Source organism: Nocardia coffeae (genome assembly GCF_019890715.1).
GTDB classification, from domain to species: Bacteria; Actinomycetota; Actinomycetes; order Mycobacteriales; family Mycobacteriaceae; genus Nocardia; species Nocardia jiangxiensis.
The window spans coordinates 153,584-170,266 of sequence record NZ_JAINZY010000015.1; the positions used below are offsets into that span (position 1 = coordinate 153,584).

General features: G+C 63.8%; 24 protein-coding genes. 11 read left to right on the plus strand and 13 right to left on the minus strand.

What is annotated here, in order from left to right; genetic code table 11:
• Nucleotides 1–11 precede the first annotated feature (11 nt).
• Entirely contained in the window at nt 12–1,202 is a 1,191-nt protein-coding gene (locus K7711_RS38260; RefSeq protein WP_235748444.1) for an IS701 family transposase, read from the minus strand.
• 310 nt (nt 1,203–1,512) lie between these two features.
• On the opposite strand from K7711_RS38260, the gene K7711_RS49430 reads away from it, so the two are divergent.
• Together K7711_RS49430 and K7711_RS38270 are read left to right on the plus strand one after the other, a co-directional pair.
• Nucleotides 1,513–1,950: an effector-associated constant component EACC1 gene (locus K7711_RS49430; RefSeq protein WP_372460226.1), complete on the plus strand. Its 438-nt coding sequence runs from the start codon at nt 1,513–1,515 to the stop codon at nt 1,948–1,950.
• Nucleotides 1,892–3,445: an EAL domain-containing protein gene (locus K7711_RS38270; RefSeq protein WP_222976207.1), complete on the plus strand. Its 1,554-nt coding sequence runs from the start codon at nt 1,892–1,894 to the stop codon at nt 3,443–3,445. Before K7711_RS49430 ends, K7711_RS38270 begins: the two co-directional genes overlap by 59 nt.
• Nucleotides 3,446–3,454: 9 nt before the next feature.
• Here the strand turns inward: K7711_RS38270 and K7711_RS38275 are convergent, their stop codons facing one another.
• The 9 genes from K7711_RS38275 to K7711_RS38315 form a co-directional block, all read right to left on the minus strand.
• Complete coding sequence (locus K7711_RS38275) at nt 3,455–3,844, minus strand: hypothetical protein (RefSeq protein WP_222976209.1); 390 nt, start codon at nt 3,842–3,844, stop codon at nt 3,455–3,457.
• A gap of 170 nt (nt 3,845–4,014) precedes the next feature.
• Nucleotides 4,015–4,347 (minus strand): WhiB family transcriptional regulator, encoded by a 333-nt coding sequence (locus tag K7711_RS38280; RefSeq protein WP_222976211.1) that lies wholly within the window; start codon nt 4,345–4,347, stop codon nt 4,015–4,017.
• Between the two features lie 41 nt (nt 4,348–4,388).
• The gene (locus tag K7711_RS38285) at nt 4,389–5,270 is read right to left on the minus strand and encodes a helix-turn-helix domain-containing protein (protein WP_222976213.1); all 882 of its coding nucleotides are present in this window, start codon (nt 5,268–5,270) and stop codon (nt 4,389–4,391) included.
• 152 nt (nt 5,271–5,422) lie between these two features.
• Nucleotides 5,423–6,157: a hypothetical protein gene (locus K7711_RS38290; RefSeq protein WP_222976215.1), complete on the minus strand. Its 735-nt coding sequence runs from the start codon at nt 6,155–6,157 to the stop codon at nt 5,423–5,425.
• Nucleotides 6,150–6,335, minus strand: coding sequence for a hypothetical protein (locus tag K7711_RS38295; protein ID WP_222976217.1), 186 nt, complete (start codon nt 6,333–6,335; stop codon nt 6,150–6,152). Before K7711_RS38295 ends, K7711_RS38290 begins: the two co-directional genes overlap by 8 nt.
• A complete protein-coding gene (locus K7711_RS49435) occupies nt 6,335–6,601 on the minus strand; it encodes a cold-shock protein (RefSeq protein ID WP_372460227.1) in 267 nt (88 codons plus the stop codon). The genes K7711_RS38295 and K7711_RS49435 overlap by 1 nt, the downstream gene beginning before the upstream one ends.
• 34 nt (nt 6,602–6,635) lie before the next feature.
• Nucleotides 6,636–6,938: a hypothetical protein gene (locus K7711_RS38305; RefSeq protein WP_222976220.1), complete on the minus strand. Its 303-nt coding sequence runs from the start codon at nt 6,936–6,938 to the stop codon at nt 6,636–6,638.
• 32 nt (nt 6,939–6,970) lie between these two features.
• A complete protein-coding gene (locus K7711_RS38310) occupies nt 6,971–7,216 on the minus strand; it encodes a hypothetical protein (protein ID WP_222976222.1) in 246 nt (81 codons plus the stop codon).
• Nucleotides 7,217–7,575: 359 nt separating this feature from the next.
• Nucleotides 7,576–7,941: a hypothetical protein gene (locus tag K7711_RS38315; RefSeq protein WP_222976224.1), complete on the minus strand. Its 366-nt coding sequence runs from the start codon at nt 7,939–7,941 to the stop codon at nt 7,576–7,578.
• Nucleotides 7,942–8,277: 336 nt separating this feature from the next.
• On the opposite strand from K7711_RS38315, the gene K7711_RS38320 reads away from it, so the two are divergent.
• The gene (locus tag K7711_RS38320; protein ID WP_222976225.1) at nt 8,278–9,156 is read left to right on the plus strand and encodes a helix-turn-helix domain-containing protein; all 879 of its coding nucleotides are present in this window, start codon (nt 8,278–8,280) and stop codon (nt 9,154–9,156) included.
• Complete coding sequence (locus K7711_RS38325) at nt 9,153–9,365, plus strand: DUF397 domain-containing protein (protein WP_222976228.1); 213 nt, start codon at nt 9,153–9,155, stop codon at nt 9,363–9,365. Before K7711_RS38320 ends, K7711_RS38325 begins: the two co-directional genes overlap by 4 nt.
• A 165-nt stretch (nt 9,366–9,530) precedes the next feature.
• On the opposite strand, the gene K7711_RS38330 is transcribed toward K7711_RS38325, so the two are convergent.
• The gene (locus tag K7711_RS38330) at nt 9,531–10,433 is read right to left on the minus strand and encodes an aKG-HExxH-type peptide beta-hydroxylase (RefSeq protein WP_222976230.1); all 903 of its coding nucleotides are present in this window, start codon (nt 10,431–10,433) and stop codon (nt 9,531–9,533) included.
• Between the two features lie 77 nt (nt 10,434–10,510).
• The gene (locus K7711_RS48675) at nt 10,511–10,645 is read right to left on the minus strand and encodes a hypothetical protein (protein WP_268929652.1); all 135 of its coding nucleotides are present in this window, start codon (nt 10,643–10,645) and stop codon (nt 10,511–10,513) included.
• 53 nt (nt 10,646–10,698) lie between these two features.
• On the opposite strand from K7711_RS48675, the gene K7711_RS38335 reads away from it, so the two are divergent.
• From K7711_RS38335 to K7711_RS38360, 6 genes are all read left to right on the plus strand, one after another.
• Nucleotides 10,699–11,139 carry a hypothetical protein gene (locus K7711_RS38335; protein ID WP_222976232.1) on the plus strand — a complete coding sequence of 147 codons (441 nt, stop codon included), beginning with the start codon at nt 10,699–10,701 and terminating at the stop codon, nt 11,137–11,139.
• The gene (locus tag K7711_RS38340) at nt 11,136–11,615 is read left to right on the plus strand and encodes a GNAT family N-acetyltransferase (protein ID WP_222976234.1); all 480 of its coding nucleotides are present in this window, start codon (nt 11,136–11,138) and stop codon (nt 11,613–11,615) included. Before K7711_RS38335 ends, K7711_RS38340 begins: the two co-directional genes overlap by 4 nt.
• A 542-nt stretch (nt 11,616–12,157) precedes the next feature.
• Nucleotides 12,158–12,490, plus strand: coding sequence for a WXG100 family type VII secretion target (locus K7711_RS38345; RefSeq protein WP_222976236.1), 333 nt, complete (start codon nt 12,158–12,160; stop codon nt 12,488–12,490).
• Between the two features lie 2 nt (nt 12,491–12,492).
• Entirely contained in the window at nt 12,493–12,801 is a 309-nt protein-coding gene (locus tag K7711_RS38350; RefSeq protein WP_222976238.1) for a WXG100 family type VII secretion target, read from the plus strand.
• 4 nt (nt 12,802–12,805) lie between these two features.
• Nucleotides 12,806–14,098 (plus strand): hypothetical protein, encoded by a 1,293-nt coding sequence (locus K7711_RS38355; RefSeq protein WP_222976240.1) that lies wholly within the window; start codon nt 12,806–12,808, stop codon nt 14,096–14,098.
• Nucleotides 14,099–14,116: 18 nt separating this feature from the next.
• Nucleotides 14,117–14,488, plus strand: coding sequence for a hypothetical protein (locus K7711_RS38360; RefSeq protein ID WP_235748415.1), 372 nt, complete (start codon nt 14,117–14,119; stop codon nt 14,486–14,488).
• A gap of 103 nt (nt 14,489–14,591) precedes the next feature.
• Here the strand turns inward: K7711_RS38360 and K7711_RS38365 are convergent, their stop codons facing one another.
• Complete coding sequence (locus K7711_RS38365) at nt 14,592–16,385, minus strand: recombinase family protein (protein WP_222976242.1); 1,794 nt, start codon at nt 16,383–16,385, stop codon at nt 14,592–14,594.
• A 38-nt stretch (nt 16,386–16,423) separates the two neighbouring features.
• Between K7711_RS38365 and K7711_RS38370 the strand changes: the two genes are divergently transcribed.
• Nucleotides 16,424–16,561, plus strand: a complete 138-nt coding sequence (locus K7711_RS38370) for a hypothetical protein (RefSeq protein WP_222976244.1) — start codon at nt 16,424–16,426, stop codon at nt 16,559–16,561.
• Nucleotides 16,562–16,683 lie beyond the last annotated feature (122 nt).

Consider the following 16,683-nt stretch of genomic DNA (forward strand, 5'->3'; position numbering starts at 1 on the left):
GGGGTGGAGCACTATCGCCAGGAGACGGCGGATGTCGGCGACTGTGATTCGGCCCAGCCCGCGTGGGCTTTTGGGTCGGTGGCGGCGGTGACGGCGAGGAAGGCGTGGGCGAGCATGGCCAGGGTGATGTGCCGGTACCAGGGATACCATTTGCGGACTTGGTAGTGGTCCAGGCCGCATTGGTCTTTGGCGGCCTGGAAGCATTCCTCGACCGCCCACCTGGCGCCGGCGACGGCCACGACCTGTTCCCGCTCGATCGTGGCGGGGTGAAAACACAGGTAGTAGGCGATATCGGCGGGGTTGTCGAGGGATCGGCGGGCCAGCAGGGTCCTGGCGTATCCGGCGGGGAGATCGCCGAAATTCGGGAGGGTGGCCCAAGCCCAGTCGTATTCACGTTCACCACGTTCACCGAGCCCGGCCGAAACCCGGTGCCACGCCTTATCAGGCGCTCGGGCGACGAGCGTGTCGACGCGGCGGCGGCCGTCGAGATCAGCCACGGTGTGCCGGACCGGCACCTCGAGAACGTAGGACAGGCGACGGGCCTCGCAGAATGCACGGAACCTGCCGTCGCGGCCGTAGGCAGCGTCCGCGGCCACCCACCCCGCGGCCACCCCGGCATCCAGGGTCCGGGCGATCATCATCTCCGCAAGCCTGGGCTTCGTCAGAAGACCTGAACTGCAACGACTTTCAGGAATACCTGCTTCGGCGCAGCGGTCACGATCCCCGATCCACGACTCGGGCAGATAAAGCTCCCTGTCGATCAGCGCCCGACCCGAGCGCCCAGCGTAGGCCAGGAACACCCCGAGCTGGGAAATCTCCACACGCCCAGCCGTTCCGGAGTACTGGCGTTGCACACACGCCGACTTCACTCCCTTCTTCACAAACCCGGTGTCATCCGGGACCAGGACACCATCCGGGCCCGCCAGCGCCTCGACGACATACGAGCGCAGACAATCGCGCAGCTCATCAGCATCCCACCGCGACCGATTCAGGAAATGCTGCAACCGGCCCGGATCCACCTCCCCAGCAGCCTCGGACAACTGCCCGGCGTTCTTGCGCTCCACCGGCGCCAGCAACCCCGTCAGATACGACCGCGCCCACCGCCGCGGCTCCGCCCGATAGAACACCCCCGCCACCCGAGCGAACACCTCATCGAAACTCGCACGCCACGCCGAAACATCCTCTGCGGCAACATCACCCAGCACCGGCCGGCAAGCTACCGCACGACCAGACCGACCGCAAAACAACGAAATACAACTGTCGTGCTAGTCCAACGTCATCCAGCCCGTCTCCCTGCCCATGCTGATGGTCGGCACCGCACGCGTCAGCGCACAGACCGGACAACCGACCAACGATGTGCGTGATAAGCGATGAATACCGCGACGGTCCGACCAGGCCCGTGCCCACCTACCACCGGATGTTCCCAGGTTCGTAAAACGATACCTCCCTTGAGTTTTCGCGGTATCCTGCAAACGTTTGGGTTGTGCATCAGCGGAGCCGGGCGGGTGAACCTTGGGAACAGAACTCACGCTGTCGGCGACCGGAGCGGACGGTACACACTTGACACGGGAGTTGATCGGCTGGTTACGCCGGGAACCCGAGCTGCGTGGCACGGTGACACCGCTCGACGTGGTCCCCACTCTCGGCGAGATGGGTTCACTGGTTGGGCTGGCGACCGTCGCGGTGGGAAGCGGTGGGGTGTTGTCGGTTCTGGCGACGTCGTTGAGGGCATGGTTCGCGCAGCCACGACGGTCCGATGTCCGGATCGAAATCCGTAGCCCTGATGGGAAATCCGTGATCGTCGACGCGGAGCGGGTGCGGGACGTATCGGCAATCCTGCAGTCCGTGGTCGATCTGACGGGTGATCCGAAGGCAGATGTGGGGGGCCGGGATGCGTCTACCGGATCGGGATACCTCACGAGCGATCCTCATCGGGATCGACCGGTATAAGTATCTGCCTGACCTGCCGGGAGTACACGCCGGCGCGGTCGAACTGCGTGATGTGCTCACCGACGCGGTCCGTGGTTCGCTCGATCCCGAGCACTGCACGGTGTTGCCGGCCACAGCATCACCGGCAGCGATAGGCGCGGCCGTCGCAGCAGCAGCCGACCGGGCGCGCGATCTGCTGCTGATTTATTTCGCCGGGCACGGGGTACTGGGCCCGCGGCGCGGGGAGTTGCATCTGGCGGCGGCCGACACGCACCCGAATCGTCCTGGAATAGGCGGGATTCCGTTCGACGCCTTCCGTGACCTGTACGTGGACAGTCCCGCTCGGGCCAGAGTCGTAATTCTCGACTGCTGCTACTCCGGGCGTGCACTCGGTCTCGACCAATCAGCAAGCGACCGCAGCGTGTTGAACGAGGTCGTCACCGAGGGAACGGCGGTTCTGACCTCCGCTCCCCCGAACGGAATCTCGAAGAAACTCGACGCCGAGACCTACCCTGCCTACACCGGTCGGCTCATCCGCCTTCTTCGCGATGGCGTGGAAGGGGACTTCGAACTGCTGACTCTGCCAGTACTGCACCGTCAGCTGTGCCGCGAGCTGACCGCAGTGGGACTGCGCCAGCCTCAAGCCGACCTCAACCCACTACTCGACCATCTCGGCTTGATCCGCAACCGCTCACAGTCGACAGAACCATCCACCGAACAGCAGTTACACACCGGCATCCGATCCGGGCAACTGGAACTGCATTATCTACCCGAGCTCGATTTACACACCGGCGCCCTGGTGACGATCGAGGCATTGGTTCGATGGGCCCATCCTGAACGGGGCCTGCTGTTCCCCGCATCTTTCATACGTACAGCGGAAAAGGCCGGTCTTGCAACAGAACTCGGACGCTGGGTTCTCCACGCAGCCTGCACCCAATTCGCCCAATGGCACACCGAAGGACTCGCCAGGGACCTGTTGCTGCGCATCAACGTCGCGCCCTCGTTACTCGCCCGCCCCGACTTCGTCACCAGCGTCGAGGACACCGTCCTGCGGATCGACGTCGACCCCACCACGATATCGATAGAGCTGGCCGCAGACGAAGACACCGACCTCGAAAAGACCACAGAGATCGTACGGGGACTGAAGCGCCTCGGAATCAAAGTAGGCATAGGAGGATTCGGTACCTATAACGGGTCCATCGCCATGCTCCGCCGCCTACCCGTGGACTACATCGAGATACACCACTCGTTCGTACAGCACCTGCTCCCGAACAACGAGGACGCGGCCGTAGTCCGAGCGATCCTGGGACTAGCCTCCGCCTTCGGCCTCGAGGTCTCAGCAGCAGGAATCGAAACCCCCGAAGCAGCACGAACCCTCATCGAACTCGGCTGCACCCGCGGACAGGGCTACCTTTTCACCGAACCCATGACCAGAACAGCCGCTCGTAGCCTCATCGAAGGCAGAGGTTTCGTCGACACTTTCTCCCAGATCATTCAACCTGCTGAACCTTCATGACAGTGAAGGTCATTCGGCACGAAACGCCCGCACGGCGGCAACCAGAAGCGCATGAATCGGGTTCTCGTTGTTGTCGGCGAGAGCAGGAATTTGTTGCTGACCGTCGAGCGGATTACCATGCGGCCGCGTCGGATACGAGCGTAGTGGAGGGTGTTGATAGCTAAGAAGGTCATCGTCGAGTTGGTCGACGACTTCGACGGCAAGTCCCCGGCCAACGAACGACCGCGATGCCACCAGCGCGATCCGCCACAGCCGCAGCAGCGAGGGCCACCGGCGGACCTGGCGCACCTGCGCGGGCGCTGCCCGCACATGCAGCTCGGCGTGCCCGGCCGCACAGCAATATACCTCCGGGATGATCCACCACGGCGTCGGCGGATCCGTGACCCGCCACACCGTCACCGGAACCCCCTGGCCCTCGGGCGTACTCGCGTAGGTACAGGTAGCGCACGGCTGGTACGTATCGGTTCGGGCCGCGACCAGACGATAGCCCGATCCCGTCCCGCCCTGGCGGGGCAGTGTGAAGGCACGGACCGCACGCAACGCGTACAGCCCAGCACTGGGTGTCCAGGTCATCGGCTGCTCCTTCGATCGGAAGATTCCGGTGGCTCGGGGTAGTCGTCGAGTTCGGTCGGGGTGGCCGCGGAGCCGCGTAGCGCCTTCCTGGCTTGTTTGAGGCGACCACGTCGTCCGTCGCTCAGGTCCACACCGCCCCAGATTCCGTGGCGCGCACCGTCGTCGAGTGCTTGCTGGGCGCAGCGTGGCCGGACCGGACACTCGCTCCAGCAGATCTCGATCACCGGAGCAACCACCCGGACACGCAACCGCCCGCGTTGCTCGGGCCACCACAACTCCGGTGGATACTTGCGGCACGCCGCACGGGTCCGCCATTCACGCTGGCTCACCACGCCGTCTTTTCCCGGCCGGGGTTGCTGTGCGTGTGGGTTCACGTTTGGTAGTCCGAGGCGATCTCGCGGATGCGTGTGCGAGAGGTGTCCTGCGGCAGCGCAATTCGGCTCAGGCCCGCCACCGCGTCCCGGTAGCGGTCGGCCTGGCCGTCCTGATCCAGGCACAAGTCCTGCGGAAGGCCCGGCAAGAACACGATCGGCGGTTCGGGCTGGCCACCGGACAGCAGGGCATCGAACTCGACCAGCACGAGATTGCCCAGATGCAATCCGATATGGCTGCCTGCCTCTGGCCCGACGATCCGGATCGAGATGTTCGGTAGTTCGCCGAGCTCGGCCAGGTAGGTGAGCTGATCGGCCATCACCTCCGACCCGCCCAGCGGCTGCCGCAACGCGGATTCCAGGAGGTACACCTCGAGCCGGGTGTCATTGTCTCGCAGGCTTTTCCAGCGATGCTCGGTGATCTCGGCCCGCCGAGCGATGTCCGCGACCGTGTCCTGCGGGTACAGGGCTCGCGCGGTGGCGCGCTGGTAGTCCGCGGTGCGCAGCAGCTCGGGAACCAGCGTCGCGCCACACAAGCTCATCGACCGCGCCTCGGTTTCCAGCTCGATCCGCTCGATCTCCTCCGGCGACAGCGAGGCCGCGAACGCGTCCCACCATCGCGGCCGTGCCTTGCGGGCCTGACGCACCAACTGCACCACCGCGAGAATGCTCTCGCGTTGCTCCTCATCCCCGACCCCATACCGATCCAACAGCGCTTTGATGTGGATAGTCCCGACCCGTGTCGGCAGTCCACGTTCCATACGGACGATGACGCTCTGAGACACCTCCGCCGCACTTGCCGCTATTCCCTGACGCACACCGGCTTCCTCGCGCAGTACCCGCAACCGTCGACCCACACTGCGCCGAGCGAGATACGACATTCCCTCAATCCTCCTGTAGCACTCGGGTTTTGAAACAATCCAGTCCACGTTCGGGCCCGATCGAACCGGGAAATCCACGCCGACCCGCACGCCAGCTCTCGCACGCGGACCGCATCCCCCGGGGCGGCGAGACGGGTACAGGCCCGTGGCCGTCACCGGCCGCGCCGACCCGGCGGGGCGACGGAACTCAGGTTGGGCACGAGACGGCGGACATCCGCCATACCCAACCCGAATCCGATGATCATGGACAGCGGCACCGTGCCGTCCTCGGGAAGTCCTTGGACGAACAGAGCATCGCGATGACGGCGGGCGAATCCGGAATTCGCTGCTGCGGTGAGCAGTGCTGAGGGCGCCTCACACCCTCCCGCGTGCAGGGCGTGCGTGGCGTCCTCGAGCGCGATATCAGCGGCCATCACCCGCTCCACCGCGCGGACGATCCGGTCCTCGGGCACCCGACACTCGGGCACCGAAAGCTGTTCGGTGCCTGTAATCGCTTGCTGCCCAAGCTGTTTGACTCGACACCTGCGGGTATCGCAGCAGCGGTGCAGGTCCACGAGCTTCCGGCCGGCGGACTCGGTGACCGGGCCGGGACCCACACCACAGTAGGCATCGGGCCTGTCGAGCCTGGACGCGACCACCCAGGCGTTGACCCGGGAGGCGTGAATGTTGTAGGCGCCGTTGAGACACTGACGCGGCGCGCTATCCAGGTCGAAACCGAAGGCGTCGAGTACTTCTCGTGCTCTGGCGTGTGTCCAGCACTCGTCCGGATCGCAACGGCGGGTGAGATCGGCCCACGCTACCGCGATCAGTAACGACCCGATCGGGCGCGGATCATCAGCGCAGTCGTGATCGCAGTCGTAGGCGAACCCGCCCACACCACTACCCACAGCACACCTCCGTCTGCACCATGACCGCTCGCAGCACCGCGCACTCCTCAAGGAGGTGGCCGTGATGGATCCGCGCCAACTCCCCCGCACGGCCGGGAGACACCGAGCCATACAACTCCACTGCGCACAGGTCTTCGGCGAAGTAACTGGTGGCGGTGACAAACATGTGATCAGCCATCACCGCTCCAGCGGCGCGGAAGCCTCCGCGGACGGTGACGGTTCCGAGCTTCGCGGCGAGAAGACGCGGGCGTTGACCGCTTTGGGCCCATGCCTTCCCTCACCGAGATCGAAACTGACCGCATCCCCAGGATCCGGACGCCTCGCCCCTCGATCGACCAAACCCGAGAAATGCAGAAACACATCCGCCTTACGCCCAGGGCGACCGATGAATCCGTACCCCAGGCGCGGGTTGTACCACTTCACAATCCCTCTCTCCACCAACACAACCTCTCTTCCATAAACGAACAAACTGACACGCTCAGTCGCGCCAACAGGTTCCCTGGCCCGCAGAGATACTGCGGCGCAGCAGGTTTCGGTACATGCCCAGCCCGTCGTCGGTGAGCCAGTACACCGGCTCGCGGTGCCGTCCGGCCGTGGGCGAGGTTCCCGTGGCCACGTACCTGATCTCCAGCAGCCAGCGCAGCGCGGCGATAGTCGGCCCGAGGCTGAAACTTCCCGCGAGACTGCGGGCCGAGATCGGCTTGCCGATCAACCCCAGCGCCCGGATAGTGCGTGTCAGGCTGCGCGAGAACTCCACACGCTCACCGGCAGGACTCGACACCCGATCCGCCTCACCTGCTGGGGGTCGATGGTTCAGCATGAATTCTCTTGGGCTGTAAAGACTTCTGCCCAGTACTCGCCACGGATCGCGTCCCACAGCTCCGAGAGCTTCGGGTACTGCTCACGCATCTCCGCCAAGTCCGGGGCGGCAGCGGGCACGGCCGCCGAAAACAAAGGGTCTACCTCGGAATCATTGCGCACCAGCAGTATTCGTACGCAGTGGTGGTCCAGTCTCCAACGCGCCACCCAACCCACCGCTTCGGTACAACGCTCACTCATACCGGCTCCTCGAGAAGGTTAATGATCGCCTTCGCCGCCAGATGTCCTCGCAGTCACAGCAGGTGACGGGCTCAACTCCGAAAGCTTGCTCAGCACATCGCGGATCGTCTGTACCGAAGGCTCGCTGTGTGCGCCCGGTTCACCGGGAAGCAGTGGGAACTTCAGCCCTCGCGCGTCGGCGCGCTCGCGCGGGCTCCACCTCGGCGGCACGAGGCGGCCTGCATCGACCAACGTCCGATACGCCGCCGCTTTCCACGCGCACCGATCAACCCGACAGGCGAGATGGTGCCGCATCTGCTCATGCGCCAATGCGACATCAGCACGATCACACACCTGCGGCGACGCCACCGCCGCGCCCCTCACGCCGCACCCGATTCGATCGGTGCTGGCTGCGCGGCCCGCGCCCAGGTCTCCGGTGGGCAAACGGTTTCCAGATCGAAGTCGTCACAGACCAACTCCGGCTGGTTGTCGACCTGCGCCAGGTCGTATACCACGACCGCCACCGCATCGAGCCCGGCCGCGATGCCCAGCGCGTACGCAATCGGATCGAGAGCATCCCGAGGGGGCCGCACGGTGTACAGGTACCGATACCCCAACCTGGTCGCGTGACGCTCGACCTCGAGCGCGTGGCGCGGCGCATCGAGTCCCGACACCTCACCACGCACCATGCCGATCGCCGTCGGGCAGCCTCCGGATGAATCCGGCTGCGCTGCTTGTTCATTCATCACTTCGATGCCTCCGATTGATGAGGTAGATTTGCCAGTTGACGCCAGGGCGCGCAACTTCCGCGCCATCAATGAGCCGCTGCGCAGGGTGTACCCGGAGGAGTCCCGGGACGACCTGCTCGTCGCTCTCCAGTTCGTGTTGCAGTTCCGATGACTACCGAGATCCGGCCTGCGGTTTCCCGTCTGTCAACGCCCAGCACAGCGGATCGGCAGACAAGGGACAACCGAAAATGGATAATCCATTGGGATTGGTCAGAAAACCTAGGACAATATCCACAGACTCCGTGACGGTCATCCACGAAATTGGACGACCGAATCCAAGGAAGGAGGTTCACGATGGCGGATATCAGTGCCACCATCCCGCGCCGTCAGCTTGGGCGATTGCTGCGGGACCTGCGTCAGGGGGCCGGAATGACGATTGCCGAACTTGCGCGCCGCATCGAGCGAGGCGCGACCACCGTGCAGCGGTTGGAAACAGGCAGCGCCGACCGGATCCGCCTGTGGGACATCGAGGCGATCTGTCAGGTGTGTGGAGCCGATGAAACCACCACCGCAGCACTCAAAGGACTTGCACAGGAAGGCAATACCCAGAATTGGTGGCATCAGTATGGTGACCTGATCCCGATGAACTTCGATGTGTACATGGGACTCGAGGCAGGAGCAGCGCGGTTGACCTCGTTCCAGGAACTGGTGCCCGGCCTGCTGCAAACGCCCGAATATGCACGGACACTAACCCAGCTTGCGCATCCGTCTGAGCAGGAGGGCGAGATCGCGCGGCGTGTTGATGTGCGGATACGGCGTCAGACCTTGTTGACCAGGAAGAGGAAGCCGGTGCCTCTGGACGTCATCCTCGACCAGTCCGCACTGGACAGGGTCATCGGTGGCCGTCGAATAATGGATGTGCAGCTACGACACCTCGCCGACACCGGGACTCGGCCGAACATCACGATCAGGGTTCTGCCGTTCGGTGCCGGTGTGCCGTTGGGCGACCTGACCGGGCCATTCACCATCCTGGACTTTCCACAGTCCAAACATGACATGCCTATCGAGCCGTCGATGGTGTACGCCGAGGGGTTTGCCGGGGCGATGTACTTCGAAGATCTGAACGTTGTGGAACGGTATCGCCAAGCGCACGCCGACCTTGGGCAGGTAGCGTTGAGCGAGCAAGACAGCAGGCAACTGCTTCGTGATAAGGCAAGGGAGTACGCAGAGTGAGCGTTGATCTGTCCAAAGCTCGCTGGTTCAAGAGCAGCCGAAGCGGTGGCAGCCAGGACTGTGTCGAGGTAGCGTTCCTCGACGAAGGCATGATCGGCGTTCGGGACTCGAAGAACCCCAACGGTCCCGCGCTGGTTTTCGCTCCGAGCGAGTGGGATGCATTCGCCGCGGACGTGCAGAGCGGAGAATTCAACCGACCGAGGGCGTAGTTTTCCTCGACTGCGTACCGCACAAGTCAAGCGGCCTCATTCCGAACCCGATGTCGGAGTGGGGCCACTTGGCTTTGTCCTTGGATGGTCCGAATCTGCTCGGCTAAAGACGTCATGCCGAAGTCGATGTGATCGAAAGTGTGTGTCCGGAAGCGGTTGATCGAGTCATCCGCGTTGAGCCAGTGCGTGGACCATGCGGAGACGTTCGCGTAGCTCTATGTCGGTGATCGCCGCGAGCGCGCAGTCATGGTCGGCGTCGGTGGTGGCCAGTTTCTGGCGGTGCTGGGCAAGGTAGGTGGCCAGCACTTCGGGGACTCGGCCGATGGCTCGGGCGGCGAACAGCATGGTGAGGGGAAATGCCCAGCAGGAGTGAAGGAATCCGAATGTGGGTCGGTGCGTGTTCTTCCAGGGCGAGTTCCAGGTTTTCCCGTCGTCGAGGCCGATGCCGGCTGCAGCGAGGGCGTCGTTGAGCCAGTTGTGGCCTGCTTCGTGGACCAAGTCGCGGGCGAGGATCGTTGGATCGCCGACATGGTCGAGAAAGACGGTGCCGGGCAGCCGGGAGATGGCCCAGCTGTTGAGCGGCTCATCGAGTCTTCGCTCGATCAGCAGGCACACGATCGGCGAATGATTGGCGATCAGGTCACCGAACCCGTGTTCGGCCGCGATATCGAATGCCGTGGCGACCAGCTCGGCCGCGCGGGACGACGCGGGCTCAGTACTTGGGCCGAGCAGATGGTAAGGCGTGTCGGCAAGCGGGGACCGGAGCAGCGTCGTGGGGTCGGGGCATTGCACGATCGTGGGGCCGATCGGGGTCGGGGTGAACCAATGTGGCGGAATCGATGTCGGATGGGTGCGATACCAGCTCAAGGTGTCTCCGTCACCGCTGCGAGCGGCGAGTTCTACACCTTCGAGGAAGTGGTGGGCCAGCGCGTAATCCATTGCACTGGTGGCAGTTTCGCTTCTGTCACGGGCATCGAGGCCGGACAGGACCGTGCAGATTGAGCGGGCGCGGGCCCGGTGCAGGTCGGTTGTCCGCTGGTATCGGAATATCCCGGTCAGCTCGTCCACGACGGTGCCTTTCGCTCGTTTCGGTGGCGGGGCTGAGGTGGGCTGCGACAACATCGGCGCAGCCCACACTGGCGTGACTACATCTCGACGCTCGGCCAGCCGGCGGCGATGATGCTCGACGTGTGTGCTGTGGTGCGGACAGCGCCCTCGTCGTCGCGCAACTTCTCGACCGCTGCGAGGAAGTCGGTGATCTCGTCGGTGGTGTCGATCATGATGGAATCCCTTCTGTTGGAATCACTTTCGCTGTTCTTTTCGAATCTGGTGCGTGCGTGGTGTCGGCTGTGTTCCCTTCCTTCGAGTGGTTCATGGCGTGGCGGCCGCGGCCTCGCGCAGACTGGTGCGCAATTCCGGCATCATGGGCCGGGAATCAGGATTGCTGGCCAGTCCAGCGCTGATCTGCTCGGCCACGCGGTCGGGCAGGCCCCATGGAACGCACCGGAATCGACGGCTTCGTCGTCACCACCAACATCGATCTCGGCATCGCAAGCAACCACCCCTCGCCACCGCCAGGACAATTCGCAACCGCAGCCAACTCCCCGTTGCGGTCTCCGGCGGATTCAGCGCCACCGACGACGAACTCACCGGCAGCCCCGACTGGGATATCGCGATCATCGGCCGAAGCATCGCCGACATGGTCACACCAGCGGACCTCACATATCAACTGACCAGCATCGTACGAAAAATCCACACACAGGAGCGCCTATGAACGTCACTCCCCTCAGCGTCGAGCACATCAACGAAGTTCACGACCTCATGGAACTCGGCGAACCTTTCATCCGCGCCCGCGGACTGTCCGACTACTGGCTCTACGCCGAACTGTTCTCCTCGACCTGCCCCGTCATGATCGACGAGGACAACACCCTCACCGGCGCGGTGATCGCGTTCCGCAGCCAGGACAACCCGACCGAGGTCTACATCCAGGACGTCATGATCCACCCCGACCATCGGCAGCAAGGCATCGCTCGCGCCTTGCTGCACAGCGTGCACTCTCAAGCCGAAAAATGGGACTGCACAAGGATTTACCTGACGTCCGAACCGGAAAATCAAGCCGCACACTCCACGTGGACCACTCTCGGCTACGTCAATATCCCCGGCGACCACCAGATCGACGGCGTATCGGTCATCACCGACTACAAAGGACCGGGTCGCAGCCGCGCGGTCTACGAATTCAGCCTGGGATGACAGCTGTGAGGGCAGGGCGTCACCGGCCCCAGCGAGCTGGACATATCGCCTGAGCACCTTCGCCGGGCCGCGCCATGGGCATGCCGGTTCACTGGGGTCACGACACCGGGCGCGGGTGCCCGGCCAGCCGATTCACCGTCACAGAGATCGCTTCATTCTCGCGTTCACGTGAATCGAAGCCGTTGTCCGAGCCGAGCACCTTATGCAGCAGGGTGTTCGGCCGAACTGTCGCGGCTTCGGAAGGTATTTGGTACGACACTGTGGTGTCCTGGTCACCGTGCACGACCAGCGCGGGTACATCAGCAGCCAGGAACTCTTCCAGCGGCCGGTACCTGGCGAACTCGTCGAACAGCAGCCCCCAGCGCCCGGCCAGCTTTTCTGCGGGTATCTCAGTGGCGAGTTGGAACAGTGCGATCCAGCGAGCGGCGCTCTGTATTCGTCAAGTCAGACTGAGCGCGGAGTCATGCAGCGAATCCTCTGCTCGGTAGAGGGTGATCTTGATGTGCAGAGCGACTGTGGTCGGCCCCTGCTACTGTTCGGGCATGACATCGGACGGGGGAACTTCAGACCTCTCGGTTGTGCCCGCTGAGGTCGCCGCGGTGGGCAAGTACGCCTACGACCTGGCTGATGTGCTGCATGCGGCGTTGGTGAGCGCGGGCCGCGAAGTGGACATCCTGACGAAAGGGTCGTGGCGGAGCACCGCATCCGACAGTTTCGCCAAAGGCTGGTTCGAATGCCAGGACAGCGGCCAGAAGATCTTCGCAGCGCTCACGACCATGGCTTCGACTCTCGGTGCGACCGCGAAATCCTATGACGCACAAGACAACCAGTTCGCCGCGCAGGTGTCGAGTTTGGATCTCCCACCGATAGGGTGACCATGAGCAGCAGCGACGAATTCACCGTCAACCTTGACGAGCTCGATAACCTGGTCACCCGGCTGACAAGCCTTGTCGACTTCCTCACCGATCACTTGTCCGTCCTCGATCAGAAGGTCGCCACCCTGCACGCCGACGGCGCCTGGCAGGGCATCGCTGCCGACGCCCACCAGAAGGCGCACGCTGAATGGGCGGTCGCTGCGCAAGAATTCGTCGACGGAGTCGCAGACCTGAGTACCGCGGCCCGGAACGCGCACAGCCAGCACAGCACAGCGATCACCGCCAACACCCGTATGTTCAGGCACAGGTGAGCCTGTGGTCACCGTCGATCCCCAGGTCTTCTACGACGGCGCGAAAAAGCTGACCGACATCGGTAGCAGTATCGAAACCGCGACAACCAAGCTCGTCCAATCCCTTTCCAGCACAGGCTCGATGGCCGGATCCACTGCCGCCGCCAGCACGTGGGCCACCAGCTACAACAATCGCGCCGCCGATGCCGTGAACTGTGCACACCGGCTGGCCCAAACGCTGCCATACCTCGCGGGACTGATCGCTCTGGCTGGCTACAACCACGCCATGGCCAACTACAACGCCGACATCAACCCCAACAAAGGCCGCGCTCCGAGCAAACCCGCCACCGTCCCGACCCCGATACCGCTCTGCTGGCGCGGTGCACCGTCCGCGGGTGGTCCCGGCAACGGACTGGTCTCGATGGCTGCGTTGATGGAGAAAATTCACGTCCACATCCCCGACGGCGACACCGACAAATTCAGCACCGCGTCAAAAGCATGGAGCGACTTCATCGGCACCGAGGCGGTCGCGCACGCCGCCTACGAGATCAGCGGGGTCAACAACACACTCGGCCAGATTGACTCCCCGGAAATCGGGGACCTCATGGATCACCTGGCAACCGCCCGCAGATCAGCACACAAGGTGTACGACGGCGGAGACCAACTGGCCACCGAATGCGACAGCCACAAGACGGCGCTGGACACACTGCGCAAACAGATCAACGACGTACTGCTCGCGCTCGACGAAGCACTCGCGGTGAATCTGTTCGTGACCATCTTCGCGGACACCATCACCGCGGGCGTCGGAGTCATACTCGACGGCGCTGCCCTACTCAAGGCCGGCAGAGACATCGACGTCGCCGCCACCGGGATCACCGAAGCCGTCAACGCCGCCCAGATCGACGAAAAGCTGACCGCCGCCGCGAGGGCAGAGGACAAACTCGCCAACGTCAGCAACGACCTCGACCAGATCGACGCCCTGGAACCCGAGGACATCGGAGATCTGGCCGAACAGGAAGCCGCAGAAGACACCTCAGTGGCTTCGGGATCGAACCTGCAGGCATCGAAGACCTACGCCCATCAGCAACAGCAGATGGACCACGTCTTCGTGCCGAAACACAAGCTCGATGACCTAGTCACCTCATGCGGCGGACAAGACGCGGCGATGGACCAGATGATCGACAGCGTCCAAGGCGTCCCCAATGGCATCTACGGAAAGGCCAACCCGCTGGTTCGGACGATCAACGGGCAGGAAGTTACCATTCGAGGCGCAATGATCAACGGCGTGTTCAAGATCAGCACAGCCTTCATTCCCTGAACCGGAAGGTGAACGACGTTGGGTGTAGTACCGATACCCCCCCGACCGCTGACCGGTCGAGAGACCGAGATCTTGAACAGCCTGCTCTCGGCGGATTTCGATGGGGCACAACAGCTCCGGGAGCAGGTGCCCCACACTGAGGTCGTCGCGACTTGGGGAGAAGGGTCTCCCAGCGTCGACCTGAGAGTCGCCCCGGCAGGCACGCGGGCAGACATCGCAGACGGCGAGGTCCCCGTCGACGCTCAGGTCCACGACACACAGGGCGATTACACAGGCGAGATCACAGTGTGGGTCACCGACGGCTACCTCTCCGGCATCGAGTACGCCTGGATCACCGACGACCGGCCACAAGAGCTGCCGCCACCCTCGCAAATCACATTGGTCGTGTAACCATGGAGGGGGCACGCAGTGACCAAGGGACCCGCTGCGCGGTGGGACTGCGCACTGGTCAATGGTGTTGGTGATCCCTTCGGCTTCAGGCGATGTCGCATCGTTAGTCGGCGGGCAGTGTGATGGTGATGGTCACGTAGTCGCTGTTGTCGCGCAATCGGACTGCGACCTGGGTGATCTCGAATAACCGGCGTACCAACGGTTCCGGTGCCGTGGTGAGGTTGCGCATCAGGTACGGCAGGGCCTCCAGGAGCGCGGCGCCGGAGCGGCTGGGTCCAGATTCACCGGTGGCGTCGAGCTGGGCGATGCTGGACAGTGCGGCGGTTTTCTCGGCATCGAGGTCGTTGTAGGTGCTGCGTAAGGCTGTAGCGAACGGGTCATCGCGATCGCCGTTCTGAGCTTGTCGCAGGACTGAGCTCTGGCGTCGGGTCACGTCCGCGACGACTCGCTGGAGTCGTTCCCGTTCGAATCGGCGCTCCCGTTCGGTGCGGTCGTCGATGCCGTCGAGATCGGCGGCCACGATGTCATCGCGGTGGGGGCCGAATACCCGGTCGACGAAGAACCGCGTGATTGCCTCCAGAATGGCGTCCTCGCGCAGATACACAGCCTTGGAGTGGCCGGCGTGCCTGTCCGGCTGGCCTCGGTTGTTACTGCGGGGCCAGCACGAGTAGTAGGTGATGTTGTGGCGGTGGGTGCCGAACATCCGGCGTCCGCATCCGCAGAACACCATCCCGCGCAGCACGTAGGTGCGGCGCGTGGCCGGGTGGATGTTGGGGCTGTTGCCGTCGCGCGACCCGCGCCGGGCTTGTCGGCGTGCGGTGAGTTCGTCGTACATCCATTTCGGGACCAGCGGCTCATGAGCGGGTTCGGTGGACCACACCCATTTCACCGGGTCGTTGACCTTACCGTGCCGGGATCGCGAGGCACGTCTGTTGAATACCTGGTAGCCGGTGTATTTGGGGTTCCTGAGCACTTCGAACACGCTGGTCTTGCCCCACGCCCCGCGGGCGCGCTCCCGATTGGGCGGTTCGGGCGGCGGGTACTTGAAGGGGTCGGCGTTGAGCCGGTCGGCGATGGTGTCGTACCCGATGCCTTCGTGGTAGCGCCACAACGCGATCTGTGTGACCGTCTCGGCGCGTACCCCGTCCGGTTCCAAGCGGGTCTTGCTCTGGCCCTTGGCCGCCTTGGTCGGGTTCGGGTGCCGGTACGTTGTGGCCTTGTATCCGTACGGGGGTTTGCTGATGTTCCAGCCCTCGCGCACGTGCGTGCACAGTCCGCCCCAGGATTGTTCGAGGGTGTTGAGGACTTCGTATTCGGCGACGGATTGGTTGATCCGGCGTTGCAGGATTCGCTGGGCGCGGCTGCCGGACAACGTGATTGGCTCGTTGGCGGCGAACAGTGATGTCTTGGAGCGCTCCAACTCACGTTCGATCGATAGCCCCTCGAAGGTACGCCGCGCCACACGGGACACCGACTCGCAGATCACCACATCGAACCGACGCCCCGGATGCGCCACCTCGTCCAGCAGATCCGCGACGCCGCCGTCGCGCGCGATCGGGATGTCGAACCGCTCATAGCCGGTCTTCTGGCCGCGTGCTTCCACTTCCATGCGGCCGGACTCGACATCGTAGAAGTGCGCCACGATCACCCACGACACGGGGATCGCGGTCTTGCAGTTCCCCAACTGCCGCATCATCGACTGGCGCGGATCCTGCTGATCCTCAGTGGAGGTGCGGCCCAGGAACGCCACGCGGACCTCGTCACGCAGCACAGCGGCCGGCACACCCAGCGGGGACACGGCGTAGTCGGACAATCCCGATGGCCCGGACACTGGCACGGTCACCGACAGCGACGCGGACCGACCGGGCACTACCGGCGCGGGCGGATTGACAGTCATGTCGTCGGGGATCACGTGGCGGCACCATCCTCAGCCGAGTGATCGCCGCACTGTTGTTTCGCGGCCCAATCCAGAAGCTCCCCGACTACGTCGGCGAGTTCGCCACGCGAGCGTTCGGCCTGCGGACCGTGAAGGAATCTGACGAGACCGGAGAATTGCCGTTCGCTCCGGCGTAACCTGCCCTGGCTGTAGCTCCAAATACGCTGGGTAGGGCCAGCTTCTGGGACATTTTCGATGTTATTGCGTAGGAGATTCTCGGCGTCCATGCCCACAACCATGCAGTCTCCCCCAGATGACG